11 protein-coding genes are annotated in these 12,980 nt (G+C 73.4%); 2 read left to right on the plus strand and 9 right to left on the minus strand.

Annotated elements, in window-relative coordinates; all coding sequences use genetic code 11:
• Positions 1–919: methyltransferase (locus DVH02_RS24970; protein WP_114626086.1), on the plus strand; the 919-nt coding region annotated here is incomplete at its 5' end.
• Positions 920–964: 45 nt separating this feature from the next.
• On the opposite strand, the gene DVH02_RS24975 is transcribed toward DVH02_RS24970, so the two are convergent.
• The 6 genes from DVH02_RS24975 to DVH02_RS25000 all read right to left on the minus strand — a co-directional run bounded on the left by DVH02_RS24975 (position 965) and on the right by DVH02_RS25000 (position 7,663).
• Positions 965–2,236 (minus strand): FAD-dependent monooxygenase, encoded by a 1,272-nt coding sequence (locus DVH02_RS24975; RefSeq protein ID WP_114626087.1) that lies wholly within the window; start codon positions 2,234–2,236, stop codon positions 965–967.
• Positions 2,233–4,071: an asparagine synthase (glutamine-hydrolyzing) gene (asnB, locus tag DVH02_RS24980; protein WP_114626088.1), complete on the minus strand. Its 1,839-nt coding sequence runs from the start codon at positions 4,069–4,071 to the stop codon at positions 2,233–2,235. The genes DVH02_RS24975 and asnB overlap by 4 nt, the downstream gene beginning before the upstream one ends.
• Positions 4,072–4,081: 10 nt before the next feature.
• Positions 4,082–4,369: an acyl carrier protein gene (locus tag DVH02_RS24985; protein WP_114626089.1), complete on the minus strand. Its 288-nt coding sequence runs from the start codon at positions 4,367–4,369 to the stop codon at positions 4,082–4,084.
• A gap of 99 nt (positions 4,370–4,468) precedes the next feature.
• The gene (locus DVH02_RS24990; protein WP_407697676.1) at positions 4,469–5,782 is read right to left on the minus strand and encodes a ketosynthase chain-length factor; all 1,314 of its coding nucleotides are present in this window, start codon (positions 5,780–5,782) and stop codon (positions 4,469–4,471) included.
• Complete coding sequence (gene oxyA / locus DVH02_RS24995; protein WP_114626095.1) at positions 5,779–7,047, minus strand: tetracycline polyketide synthase beta-ketoacyl synthase subunit OxyA; 1,269 nt, start codon at positions 7,045–7,047, stop codon at positions 5,779–5,781. The genes DVH02_RS24990 and oxyA overlap by 4 nt, the downstream gene beginning before the upstream one ends.
• A 136-nt stretch (positions 7,048–7,183) precedes the next feature.
• Positions 7,184–7,663: a MarR family winged helix-turn-helix transcriptional regulator gene (locus tag DVH02_RS25000; protein WP_114626091.1), complete on the minus strand. Its 480-nt coding sequence runs from the start codon at positions 7,661–7,663 to the stop codon at positions 7,184–7,186.
• Between the two features lie 146 nt (positions 7,664–7,809).
• Here DVH02_RS25000 and otr(B) point away from each other — a divergent pair, with 146 nt between their 5' ends.
• Positions 7,810–9,585, plus strand: a complete 1,776-nt coding sequence (gene otr(B) / locus DVH02_RS25005) for an oxytetracycline resistance efflux MFS transporter OtrB (protein ID WP_114626092.1) — start codon at positions 7,810–7,812, stop codon at positions 9,583–9,585.
• Between the two features lie 49 nt (positions 9,586–9,634).
• Here otr(B) and DVH02_RS25010 read toward each other — a convergent pair whose 3' ends face one another.
• The 3 genes from DVH02_RS25010 to DVH02_RS25020 all read right to left on the minus strand — a co-directional run.
• The gene (locus tag DVH02_RS25010; protein ID WP_114626093.1) at positions 9,635–10,063 is read right to left on the minus strand and encodes an NUDIX hydrolase; all 429 of its coding nucleotides are present in this window, start codon (positions 10,061–10,063) and stop codon (positions 9,635–9,637) included.
• Positions 10,060–11,127, minus strand: coding sequence for a CHAD domain-containing protein (locus tag DVH02_RS25015; RefSeq protein WP_407697677.1), 1,068 nt, complete (start codon positions 11,125–11,127; stop codon positions 10,060–10,062). The genes DVH02_RS25010 and DVH02_RS25015 overlap by 4 nt, the downstream gene beginning before the upstream one ends.
• 91 nt (positions 11,128–11,218) lie before the next feature.
• Positions 11,219–12,980, minus strand: a 1,762-nt coding sequence (locus tag DVH02_RS25020; RefSeq protein WP_114626094.1) for an RNA degradosome polyphosphate kinase, incomplete at its 5' end; no start/stop codon positions are given.

Here is a 12,980-nt window from a genome sequence, read left to right on the forward strand (position 1 = left end):
CCTCGGGGACGAGCCCGCCGACGCCGGTACGCTCGCGAAGGCGGTGCGGGCCGACCAGGGCGCGCTGGAGCGCCTGTTGCGCGCCCTGGCCGCGTACGGCGTCTTCGCCGAACTCCCGGACGGCCGGTTCACGCACACCGACGCCTCCCGGCTGCTGCGCGAGGACGCCCCGCGTGGCCTGCGTTACTCGGCGCTGTGGGCGACCGAGCCCTGGACCTGGGCGCTGTGGCCGCACTTGGCGGACGCGGTGCGCACCGGCCGGGAGGAGTTCACCGGGCTGTACGGCACCGCGTTCTTCGACTGGCTGCACACCCCGGGGGCCCGCGCGTCGGCCCAGGTGTTCGACAAGGCCATGACCCAGTCCAGCGTGCTGTCGGCCCGTGCCCTCGCCGACGCGCTCGACCTGGACGGCGTCGGCTCCATGGTGGACATCGCCGGGGGCCAGGGCATGGTGCTCGCCACCCTGCTGGAGAAGTACCCGACGCTGCGCGGCACCCTCTTCGACCTGCCGAAGGTCGTCGCGGACGCCGACCCGCGGCTGCGCGAGGGCGGCGCACTCACCGGCCGGGCCCGGCTGGTCGCCGGTGACTGCCGACGCTCGGTGCCGGAGGGCGCCGACCTGTACCTGCTGAAGAACATCCTGGAGTGGGACGACGAGAGCACGGTGCGGACCCTGCGCAACGTCGCCGGGGCGGCCCCCGCCGGGGCCCGCGTCGTGGTGGTGGAGAACCTGGTCGACGGCAGTCCCGAGACCCGGTTCACCACCGCCATGGACCTGCTCCTGCTGCTCAACGTCGGCGGCAGGAAACACACCGGGGCGGGGCTGAGCGCGCTGGTGGAGCAGGCGGGGCTGCACCTGGAGGAGATCCGCCCGGTCAACTCCTACCTGCACATGTTCGTGAGCAAGGTCCCCGAGTAGCCGCTCACCGTGCAGCCGTTCCTCGTGTCGCCCGCCGGACGGAGGTCAGCCGGGCGCGGGCCCGCCCTCCTGGAGCAGGTCCGACTGGAACAGGTCGGAGCGGACCCGCAGGGCCCGGTCGCCGTAGGCGATGCGCCGCAGGACGGAGCGGTACGCCGGGGTGCGCGAGACCAGCATCGCCGCCTTCGGGCGGACCACCGCGGAGACCCGTCCGGTCGACAGCATCATCCGGCTCTGCATCGCCTGGACACGCGTCGCCCGCGCGGTCTCCGGGCGGCGCCGCGCCGCGACCGCGTTCAGGAAGCGCGCGCTCAGATCCCGGCGCCGCAGCCCCTCGCACAGGACCGGGTGCGCGGCGACCGCGTCCTGGATCGCGAGGTTGATGCCCTGGGCGCCGATCGGGCCGTGGGTGTGCGCGCTGTCGCCGATGAGCAGCAGGCCGTCGCGCGCCCACCGTCGGGCGGAGCCGGCGAACACGTCCAGCAGCGACACGTCCCCGAAGCTCCGCACCTGCTGGTCCACCTCGTCCGCGTACTCGGGCACGGCCGCCAGGATGAGTCCCTTGACATGCGCGAATCCCCGCCGGGCCAGCGGCTGATAGCCCTGGTGCGGCAGCGTCCAGCCGAGCTGTACCCGGTCGGGGAAGGACGTGTAGGCCAGCACCGGGTTCCCGCCGGCCCGGAAGACGCGCACCGTGCGGGTGGCGGGAGCGGTGATCCTGCACCACAGCACGTCCTGGTCGAACAGCTCGATACGGTCGTACGGGATGCCCGCCAGCCTGCGGACCGTCGAGTACCGCCCGTCCGCGCCGACGACGCAGTCCGCGCGCACCACCCGCCCGTCCGCCCCGCCGCCGCACACCACACCGCGCACCACGCCGCCCTCCTCCACCAGCCCGTTGACCTTGGTGCCGGTCAGGCAGGTGAAGCGCGGGTGGGCCAGGCAGCGCTCCAGCAAGTCGGTCAGCAGGTGCCGCTGCGCCAGGCTGAGCAGGCAGTTGTACGGGGCGGGCAGCTGCCGGTAGTCCCCGTCGACCAGAGTCCTGCCACGCTCCTCCAGCCGGAAGCCGTCGTGCTCGTAGCAGCCACGCCGCCGGGCACCCTCCAGGACACCGAGCGCGTCGAGCAGGGCCTGCCCGCCGGGCTGGAGGATCTCTCCCCGGTAGGCGCGCTCCAGTGAGCGTCCGCGCTCGACCAGCGTCACCCGCGCCCCCGAGCGCAGCATCAGCAGCGCCAGGGTCAGCCCGGCCGGGCCGCCGCCGACGACGCACACATCCGCGTGCGCGCCGTCGGCGGGCGGCCGGGCGGGGCCGCTCACAGCTCCAGGCTGACGTCGTACCGCACCAGCCAGCTGTTCATCCACAGCACCAGCTCCAGACCACCCCGGTCGTACGGTCGGCTGACGGCGCCGACCGGCCGCCGCAGCAGGTCGCGCGCCCGCCCGAGATCCAGCAGGTCGCGGACCGGCGCGCCGGGGTCGGCGAGCAGCGCGGCCAGTTCGTCGCGCAGCAGCCGCTCGTAGACCGGGTCCTGCGTGGCGGGGTAGGGCGTCTTGACCCGGGTGGCCACCGACTCCGGCAGCAGGTCGCGCACCGCGGCCCGCAGCAGGCTCTTCTCCCGCCCGTCGAAGGACTTCATGGCCCACGGCACGTTGAAGACGTAGTCGACCAGCCGGTGATCGCAGAACGGCACCCGCACCTCCAGACCGGTCGCCATGCTCATCCGGTCCTTGCGGTCCAGCAGCGTCTGCACGAAGCGGGTGAGACCGAGGTAGGCCACCCGGCGCAGCTCCGCCTCCCGCGCGTCCTCGCCGGGCAGTACGGGAACCTCCTCGCGGGCCTCCGCGTACCGGTCGCGCCGGTAGCCCGGCAGGTCGAGCTTGTCGAGCAGCCCGCGGTCGAACAGGCCCCGGCCGCCGAAGTACCGGGCCGAACCGGAGGTCAGCCACGGAAAGGTGCCGGCGTCGACGGCCGCCGACCGGTGGAACCACCGGTAGCCGCCGAAGAGTTCGTCCGCCGCCTCGCCGGACAGCGCCACCGTGCAGTGCTGCCGCACCTGCCGGAAGAACAGGTACAGCGACGGCCACATGTCGCCCCAGAAGGCCGGGGGCACGTCGGTGGCCCCCAGAACGGCGGCGCGCACCGCGGGCGCCGCGAGATCCGCGCTGTCCAGTACCACTTCCGTGTGGACCGCCGCCACGTGCCGGACCATCTCCCGGACGTACGGCGCGTCCGTGTCGCCCCGTACGGCGTCCGGCTGGAACCGGGTGTCCGAGCCGGCGAAGTCCACCGAGAACGTACGGACAGGACCGCCGCCGGTCAGCGTCGCCAGCGCCGTCACCGCCGACGAGTCCAGCCCGCCGGAGAGCAGCGCGCACAGCGGCACGTCGGAGACCAACTGGCCCCGCACCGCGTCCGTCAGCAGCTCGCGCACCGTGGCGACGGTGGTCGCCAGGTCGTCGGTGTGCGTACGCGCCCGCAGCGTCCAGTAGCGGTGGCGGGTGACGCCGGTACGCCGCACGGTGACCACCTCGCCCGGCAGCACCTCGCGCATCCCCGAGAAGACGGTCCTGCCGGGGGTCTTCACCATGTCCAGCACCTCGCACAGCCCCTCGGCCGTCACCCGGCGCCGCGGCGCCGGGTGCGCGAGTACGGCCTTCGGCTCGGAGCCGAACAGCACACCGGTGGCGGTGGGGTGGTAGTAGAGCGGTTTGACCCCCATCCGGTCCCGGACCAGCAGCAGTTCCTGCCGGGCCTCGTCCCACAGGGCGAAGGCGTACATGCCGTCCAGCCGGTCCACGAGCCCCCGGCCCCACCGGGCGTAGCCGTGCAGCACCACTTCCGTGTCGCAGTGGGTGCGGAAGCGGTGCCCGTGGGACTCCAGCTCGGCCCGCAGCTCACGGAAGTGGTAGATCTCCCCGCTGAACGTGATGACGTGGCTCGTGCCGTCCGGCAGCGTGCGGTGCATCGGCTGCCGCCCGTGCGCCGGGTCGATGACCGCCAGCCTGCGGTGGCCGAGCGCCGCGTGGCCGCCGGTCCACAGGCCCGCGTCGTCCGGTCCCCGGCACGCCATGGTGTCGGTCATCGCCCACGCCGTCGCCCGTTCCCGCGCCAGATCGCGTGCGAAGTCGATCCAGCCGGCGATTCCGCACATCGGCCGGTCCTCACTTGTCCCGGGCGGCGCCGCCCGCGGACGGGAACGCGCCGGTGAGCGCCGCATTGGTCAGCTCGATCAGGGCGCGCGGCGTGGTGGCCCTCTCCACCGCGTCGTCCCCGAGCCGGATCCCGTAGTCGCGCTCGATGCGCCCCACGGTGTTCAGCAGCGCCAGCGAGTCGTAGCCGAGGGCGTCGAAGGCGACATCCTCGACGTCGCCTTCCAGGTCGGCCGATTCCTCCTCGCCCGCGCACTCGCGCAACAGGGTGAGCAGGTCGGGAACGGTGAGCAGGGGCATGGCGGTCCTACCTTTCGGGGAGTCGGCGCATCGGGGTAGGCGGTTTCGTTGTGTGTGTGGGCAGGCGCGGAAGGGCGGCGGCGGGGGCGGCACGGGCTCTCAGTCCCGGCCGCACACCACCATCGCGGAGTTGAACCCGCCGTGACCGCGGGCCAGGACCAGCGCGTGCCGCAGGCGCGCCGACCGGGGAGCGCCGACCACCAGGTCCAGCGTGTCCGGGACGTCGCCGCTGTCCACGTGCACCGTCGGGGGTACGACCTGGTCGCGCAGCGACAGCAGCGCCGCCGCCAGGTCCAGGGAGGCGCCGCCGGCCAGCAGCCGTCCCGTCATCGTCTTCGGCGCCGTCACCGGCACCCCGCGCGGGCCGAACTCGGCGGCCAGCACCTGGGTTTCCACCGCGTCGAGCGTCGGAACGCCCATCGCGTCGGCGAAGACCACGTCCACGTCCGCCGGGCCGATCCCGGCGTCGTCCAGCGCCAGCCGGAGCGCTCTGCCCAGCCCCGGTTTCCGGCCCGAGCCAGGACGGGGGTCGAAGGTGGCCGCGTATCCGGCGATCCGCCCGTAGATCCGCCGGACCCCCCTCTCCGCGGCGGCCCGGGGGTCCTCCAGGACCAGCAGCGCCCCGCCCTCGCCCGGCACGTATCCGGAGGCGTCGGGGGAGAAGGGCAGGTACGCGCGGTGTGGATCGGTCCGGCCGGTCAGCCCGCCGGAGCGGGTCATGCACAGCCAGCCCCACGGACACAGCGAACCGTCCACACCGCCGGTGAGCATCAGCGGTGTCCCGTCCCGTACATGGCGCCGTGCCTTGGCCACGGCGTCCAGCCCGCCGGCCTGCTCGGCCACCAGCGCGCCGCCGGGGCCCCGCATACCGTGCCGGATCGAGATCTGACCGGAGTTGACCGGATAGAACCAGGCGAAGGACTGGTACGCGCTGACGTGGGCGCCGCCCCTGCTCCACAGCGCTTCCAGCTCCCGCTGGCCGAAGTCGAAGCCGCCCGCGGACGCGGCGGTGACCACCCCGGCCGCGAAGTCGGGCATCGCTCGCGGGTCCGCGCCCGCGTCGTTCAGCGCCTCCTCCGCCGCGACCAGCGCGAACCTGGTCATGAGGTCGGTCTGCGGCAGCAGCCGGTTCGGCAGTCGCGCCGGGTCGAAGTCCGTGATCTCCCCGGCCAGCGAGGAGGTGTAGCCGGACGGGTCGAACCGGGTGATCCGGCCGATCCCGCTGTCGCCGCGCAGCGTCGCGGCCCAGTACCGCTCGGTGCCCAGCCCGTTGGGCGAGACCACACCGAGGCCGGTGACCACCGGCCGGTGACGTCCGCAGGGACGCCAGGTGCCGGTCCCGGGGGCGGCGGTCCCAGGGGCGGTCCCGGGGGCGGTCCCGGTGGCCGGGGCCGGGGCGAGCCGACCGGTCACCGCCGCCGCCCCGGCTCGGTGAGCACGATCGCACTCTGGAAGCCGCCGAACCCGCTGGCGACGGAGACCACGGTGGACACCGCGGCCTCCCTGGCGGTCAGCGGCACATAGTCCAGGTCGCAGTCGGGGTCCGGCTCCCGCAGGTTGGCGGTGGGCGGGATCACCCCGTGCGCGATGGTCAGGGCGCTGGCCGCGACTTCCAGCGCGCAGACGGCCCCCAACGAGTGACCGATCATCGATTTGATGGTGCTGATCGGAACGGAGTACGCGTGCGGTCCCAGGCTCCGTTTGAACGCCACCGTCTCGTGGAGGTCGTTCTGCCTGGTCGCCGAGCCGTGGGCGTTGACGTAGTCCACCTCCGACGGGTCCAGCCGCGCGATGTCGAGCGCGCTGCTCACCGCCTCGGCCAGCTCCCACCCGTCCGAGCGGAGCCCGGTCATGCTGTACGCGTTGCACCGCGTGGCGGACCCGGCGATCTCCGCGTACGCGCGGGCCCCCCGCCGCCTGGCGTGCGCGTACTCCTCCAGGACGAAGAACGCCGCCCCCTCGCCCAGGACGAAGCCGTTGCGGGTGCGGTCGAACGGCCGGGACGCGCTCTCCGGCGCGTCGTTGCGCGGCGTGGTGGCCTTGATCGCGTCGAAGCACGCCACCGTGATGGGGGAGATGGCGGCGTCGGACGCCCCGGCCACCATCACGTCGGCCGCGCCGTCGCGGACCAGGTCCGCCGCGTGGGTGAGCACGTCGATGCCCGAGGTACAGCCGGCCGAGACCACCCCGGCCGGGCCCTCCGCCTCGGCGAGCCAGGCGATCTCGGCCGCCATCGACGAGGGCACGTAGTAGTCGTACAGGTACGGCACCCCATGGGCGTCGTCCACGTGCCACAGCCGGCCCTCGTCGCTGACCACCGCGTACTCGCGGTCCAGGCTCATCGTCATGCCGCAGGCGGTGCCCGCCATGACGCCGGTGCGCAGCGGGTCCGCCTCGCCCGTCACCCCGCTGTCCGCCAGCGCCTCCCGCGCGGCCACGTACGCGAACTGCGTGGTGCGGTCCCAGGCGCGTACCTGCCGCTGGCTCAGCCCCTCGGCCGCCGGGTCGAAGTCGCACTCGGCCGCCACCTGGGAGCGGAAGGGGGAGGCGTCGAAGGACGAGATCAGCCGGGTAGCGGTGCGTCCCGCGGTGAGCATCTCCCAGAACGGTTTGGTGCCCACGTCTCCGGGGGCCACCACGCCTATCCCTGTGATGACGACGCGTCGCGCGTCATGGATCTTGGACACGGAGTCTCCTCTGCCGCCGTCGCGCCACCGGGGGCGGCACGAGCGAGTCGAGGCACAGCGTGGCCTTCGGAGTTCAAGGCGGTTTGGAGGCGGATTCGACGCTCCGGCGGGGCGCGGCGGCGGCTGCTCAGGCGGGCCGCGGCCCGGTCGCGAACTCCGACGCCGGACGGGCGTCCAGCTTCTCCCGCAGTCGGCGCAGCACCCCGATCGCGACGCGCAGGTCCTCGACCGGGACGTCCTCGGCCAGATACTCCAGCCACTGCCGCTCCAGGGGGCGCAGGTCGTCCAGCGCCTGCCGGCCGTGTGCGGTGAGTTCGACGAGGGGGCTGCGCTGGTCCTGCGGGTTGGGCCGGGTCGTGACGATGCGCTCCGCCTTCAGCCGCTCGACGGTCTGCTGGACCGCCTGCCGCCGCAGCCCCCGCTCGCGGGCCAGACCGGCGACCGTCGAGGGACCCTCCAGCAGCAGTCCCGCCACCTGCCAGCGCGCCGAGGTCAGCCCCGCGTGCGCGGTCAGGCCGTCGCCTTCACGGAGCAGACGGCCGTTGACCGCGAACACCTCGGCGGTCACCTCGATCAGGGCGTCCAGGTCAGCGGCTGAGGAATCCATGGACACAGCGTATGCTCCCGTCGGAGAACGACAAGACCTTGTCAAAACAGCCGCCGATGATTACGCTCGGTATCCGACCTCGGTGCCGACGGCGAACGGCGCGCGCATGACGGGGCCGGGACCGCCGGCCCGGAGAGTGAGGAACCGTGTCATCCGCAGATCCGGGCCCGGCGGCCACGGCCGAGCAGGCGGGCGGTGCGTTCACCCACCGGCAGATCCTGACGGCCATGTCGGGGCTGCTGCTGGCGGTGTTCCTCGCGGCGCTCGACCAGACGGTCGTCGCCACCGCGATGCGCACCATCGCGGACGACCTCCAGGGGCAGACCGAGCAGGCGTGGGCGACGACGGCCTATCTCATCGCCTCCGTCCTGGCGATGCCGTTCTACGGCAAGCTGTCCGACATGTACGGGCGCAAGCCCCTGTACCTGATCGCCATCGTGGTGTTCCTCGGCGGCTCGGTGCTGTGCGGGACGGCCGGTTCGATGGGGGAGCTGGCCCTCTTCCGGGCGGTTCAGGGGCTGGGCGGCGGCGGGCTGATGTCCCTGCCCACCGCGGTGGTCGCCGACCTGGCGCCGGTGCGCGAGCGTGGCCGCTACTTCGCCTTCCTGCAGATGGCCTGGGTGGTGGCCAGCGTCGTCGGCCCGCTGGCGGGCGGTTTCTTCGCGGGGGCGGGCGAGGTCCTCGGCATCGACGGCTGGCGCTGGGTGTTCCTGCTCAACGTGCCGCTGGGCCTGCTGGCCCTGGTCACCGTGCGCAAGGCGCTGAACCTGCCGCACGAGCGGCGCGAGCACCGCATGGACGTGCTGGGCGCGGCGGCTCTGACGCTGTGCCTGGTGCCCCTGCTGATCCTGGCGGAGCGGGGCCGCGTCTGGGGCTGGGGCTCGCCTGCCGCCCTCGGCCTCCTCGCGCTGGGCGTGGCGGGGCTGGCGGTCTTCATCCCCGTCGAGCTGCGCCGGGGCGACGAGGCCGTCCTGCCGCTGGGGCTCTTCCGGCGGGGCGGCATCGCTCTGACGTCGGCGGTCAACTTCACGATCGGCGTCGGCATCTTCGGTACGGTCACCACTCTGCCGCTGTTTCTCCAGATGGTGCAGGGGCGCAGCCCGACCCAGGCCGGGCTGGTGGTGATCCCGTTCATGCTGGGCACCATCGCCTCCCAGGTGGTCTCCGGCAAGCTCATCGCGTCTTCGGGCCGGTTCAAGAAGCTGGCCGTCGTCGGCCTGGGCTCGATGGCCGGCGCGATGCTGACCATGGCCACCGCCGATGCGCCGACCCCGATGTGGGTCATCGTGCTGATCGTCCTCTGGCTCGGCGTCGGTATCGGCCTGTCCCAGACCGTCATCACGCTGGCCATGCAGAACGCGGCACCCAAGAGCCAGCTGGGCGTGGCGAACGGCGCCTCCGGCCTGTGCCGGCAGATCGGCGGCTCCACCGGCATCGTGGTCCTGTTCTCCGTGATGTTCGCGGTGGCGCTCGGCCGCCTTGCCGACCTGGTGCGCACCTCCCGCTTCGAGAGCGTCCTGACCGACCCCGCGATCACCGGTGACCCCGCCAACCACCGCTTCCTGAAGATGGTCGAGTCGGGCCACGGCGCGGGGATCGACCTCGATGACACGTCCTTGCTGAACGGCGTGGACCCTCGGCTGCTCCAGCCGGTGACGGAGTCCTTCGCCCACGGCTTCCACGTCATGTTCCTCGTCGGCGGCGCGGTGCTGCTGGTCGGGTTCGTCATGACCTGGTTCCTGCGCGAACTCCACGAGGAGGCGGTGCCGGAGGACGAGCCGGAGGACGAGAAGGAGCAGGAGGCGCAGGCGGAGCGGGCGGAGGAGGAGCGGGCGGCGGAGGAGCGGGCCGACGGGCGGCAGGCCGGGGCCGAGAGCGGTGCCGGTGCGAAGAGCGGGCCGCTGCCCGCGTCGGACGCCTGACCGCGCGCGAAACCGGCCTCCGCGGCCCGTACGGCGCGCGGGCGCCCGCTCAGGTCAGGTGCAGCGAGGCCAGCAGCGCGTCCAGCAGGAGACGGTCCCTGGGCTGGGTGAGGCGTGGGCGGGCCGCGGGCGGCGGGAGCCAGCGGACCTCGTCGACCTCGTCGTTCGGGGTGAACGTGCCCGTGGACGCCTCGGCCGCCCAGTAGGTGACTTCCTTGGGGCGGCCCTGGGCCTCGTAGCGGACGGTGTCCAGCAGGGGGCCGGGGGCGCAGTGGTGGCCCGTCTCCTCCAGCACCTCGCGGAGCGCCGCGGGCAGAAGGGACTCGCCGCGCTTGAGTTTGCCCTTCGGGTGGGACCAGTCGTCGTACTTGGGCCGGTGGACCAGACAGATCTCGATCCCGCCCGCTCCCGAGGGCGACCGGCGCCACAGGACGCAGCCCGCCGCGCGTACGGGACTTTCGAAACACGCCCTAGTCATCGGCGGGCCCCCGTCTGCTGCCAGAGCTGCTGGAACGCGTAGCGCGCCGCCTCGACCTCGTGGCGCTGGTCGGCGTGGAGGACGCCGAGCGCGTAGGCCGTCGCGGGCGCGATCCGGGGGGTACGGGCCGCGTTCGCGGCGGCGGCGGCGGCTTCGGCGGCGTCGCGGTGGCGGTCCAGGGCCTGGCCCGCCGCGTGCAGCGCAGGGTCGGGGGGCAGGCCCTCGCACCAGACCTCCTGGGCGTAGCGGTGCATGCGCAGGAGGCGGCGTACGCGGTGCCACGGGGCGTCCTGCGCCTCGCCGTCGGCGGCGGTGGCCAGGCCGTGCACGAGGGCGTCGGAGTTGTACGGATGGGCCGCGCGGGCCAGCGGGAGTGCGGCCACGGCGTCCAGCAGCCGGTGCTCGGTGGCCGCCACCGAGGCGGTCAGGACATCGGCGGCGGGCGCCTCGGCGCGCGGTGACAGCAGCACTTCGGAGGCGAGCACGGCCACGGTGTCGGCCACCGCGTGGAAGCGCGAAGAGCCGAGCGCCTGGAGGGTCGTGGAGTGGGCGCGGGTGCGGGCCAGCGTCAGTTGGCGTTCGAGCAGCGCGCCCGCCCGTGACGCCCCGACGGTCAGCGAGCCCTGCGGTGGACCGGCCGCGGGCGGCCCCTGCGGCGGCGTCTCCGTACGGGCCCCGGGCAGCGTCGCCCCACCGGCCTCGCCCGGCCCGCCGCCCGACAGCCGGGCCAGCGCGCCGAGCAGCCGCCGCAGCCGCGCGGCGCACGCGTGTTCCTGGGCGAGGGTGCCGGAGAGCCAGCCCAGCTCCGTACGGAACGAGTCGGCCCAGCCGGGGTCCAGCAGCGGCCGGAACGTGTGCAGCCCGCCGCCGATCCGCCGCGCCGCGCCGCGCAGCGTACGGGCCGCCGCGTCGGCCGACGCGGTGTCCGCGCCGCTCTCGCCGTACAGCCGCAGTCCGCGCAGGAAGTCACCGGCGCGCGAGTGCAGATATCCGGCGAGCAGGTCGCCCCCGCTGAGTCCGCCGCCGATTTCCCCGCCGAGTCCTTCGCCGAGTCCTTCGGTCAGGTCCTCCGCGCTCACCGGGACGGCGGCGCGGGCGGCGGCGCGGTCGCCGGGGCGGTCGGTGGCGCGGGCGGTGGCGCGGTCGGTGTCCGCTTCATGGTGCTGCACGCCGGCGCCTCCGGGCGTCAATGAGCATTTCCTGTACGTTCCGCAGCGGCCGGCCCTCCGCGTCGGTGGAGTGCCGCGTCCAGTTGCCGTCCGCGCCCAGGTGCCAGGAGGACGTGGAGTCGGACATGCCGGTCTCCAGCAGCCGGGTGATGGCCGCGCGGTGGGCCGGGTCGGAGATCCGGACCAGGGCCTCGATCCTGCGGTCGAGGTTGCGGTGCATCATGTCGGCGCTGCCCAGCCACACCTCGGGCTCGCCGCCGTTGCCGAAGGCGAAGACCCGGGAGTGCTCAAGGAAGCGCCCCAGCACCGAACGGACCCGGATGTTCTCCGAGAGCCCGGCCACCCCCGGCCGTACCGCGCAGATCCCGCGCACCCAGATGTCCACCGGCACGCCCGCCCGCGCCGCCCGGTAACAGGCGTCGATGACGGCCTCGTCGACCATCGAGTTGACCTTGATCCGGACGTAGGCGGGGCGCCCGGCGTGCTGGTGCGCGGCTTCCTTGTTGATCCGGGCGACCAGCCCGTCGCGCAGCGACTTCGGCGCGACCAGCAGCCTGCGGTAGGTCTCCCTGCGCGAGTAGCCCGACAGCCGGTTGAACAGGTCGGAGAGGTCGGCGCCGACCTGCGGGTCCGCCGTGAGCAGCCCGAGGTCCTCGTAGAGCCGCGCGGTCTTCGGGTGGTAGTTGCCGGTGCCGACGTGGCTGTAGCGGCGCAGGTTCTCGCCCTCCTGCCGTACCACCAGGGAGAGTTTGCAGTGCGTCTTCAGCCCGACCAGGCCGTAGACGACGTGGCAGCCGGACTCCTCCAGCTTGCGCGCCCACTTGATGTTCGCCTGCTCGTCGAAGCGCGCCTTGATCTCGACCAGCACCAGGACCTGCTTGCCCGACTCGGCGGCGTCGATCAGCGCGTCGACTATCGGCGAGTCGCCCGAGGTCCGGTACAGCGTCTGCTTGATGGCGAGGACGTCCGGGTCGGCCGCCGCCTGCTCCAGGAACGCCTGGACGGAGGTGGAGAACGAGTCGTACGGGTGGTGCAGCAGGACATCGCGCTCGCGCAGCGCGGCGAAGATGTCCGGCGCCGAGGCGGACTCCACCTCGGCGAGATCGCGGTGGGTGCCCGCGATGAACTTGGGGAACTTCAGCTCGGGCCGGTCCAGCGCCGAGATCCCGAACAGCGCGGTCAGGTCGAGCGGCCCCGGCAGCGGGTACACCTCCGCGTCGGACACCTTCAGCTCGCGCACCAGCAGGTCGAGGATGTACGGGTCGATGGACTCCTCGACCTCCAGGCGCACGGGCGGCCCGAAGCGGCGCCGCATCAGCTCTTTCTCCAGCGCCTTCAGGAGGTTCTCGGCGTCGTCCTCCTCGACCTCCAGGTCCTCGTTGCGGGTGACCCGGAACATGTGGTGCGCGAGCACCTCCATCCCCGGGAACAGCTCCTCCAGGTGCGCCGCGATCACGTCTTCGAGCGGCACGTAGCGCTGCGGCGAGGCTTCGAGGAAGCGGGCGAGCAGCGGCGGCACCTTGACGCGCGCGAAGTGGCGGTGGCCGGTGACCGGGTTGCGTACGACGACGGCCAGGTTCAGGGACAGGCCGGAGATATACGGGAAGGGGTGGGCCGGGTCCACGGCGAGCGGGGTGAGGACCGGGAAGATCTGCTGGCGGAAGAGGGTGAACAGGCGTGCCTGTTCCTTCTCGGTCAGCTCGGGCCAGCGGATGATGTGGATGCCCTCGTCGGCCAGGGCGGGGGCG

This window comes from Streptomyces corynorhini, assembly GCF_003346515.1.
Taxonomy (GTDB): domain Bacteria; phylum Actinomycetota; class Actinomycetes; order Streptomycetales; family Streptomycetaceae; genus Streptomyces; species Streptomyces corynorhini.

Excerpts from the sequence above, each read along its gene's own strand:
- DVH02_RS24985 (WP_114626089.1), bottom strand. The coding sequence starts at position 4,369 with ATGCCCCTGCTCACCGTTCCCGACCTGCTCACCCTGTTGCGCGAGTGC.
- asnB (WP_114626088.1), bottom strand. The coding sequence starts at position 4,071 with ATGTGCGGAATCGCCGGCTGGATCGACTTCGCACGCGATCTGGCGCGG.
- DVH02_RS25000 (WP_114626091.1), bottom strand. The coding sequence starts at position 7,663 with ATGGATTCCTCAGCCGCTGACCTGGACGCCCTGATCGAGGTGACCGCC.
- DVH02_RS25010 (WP_114626093.1), bottom strand. The coding sequence starts at position 10,063 with ATGACTAGGGCGTGTTTCGAAAGTCCCGTACGCGCGGCGGGCTGCGTC.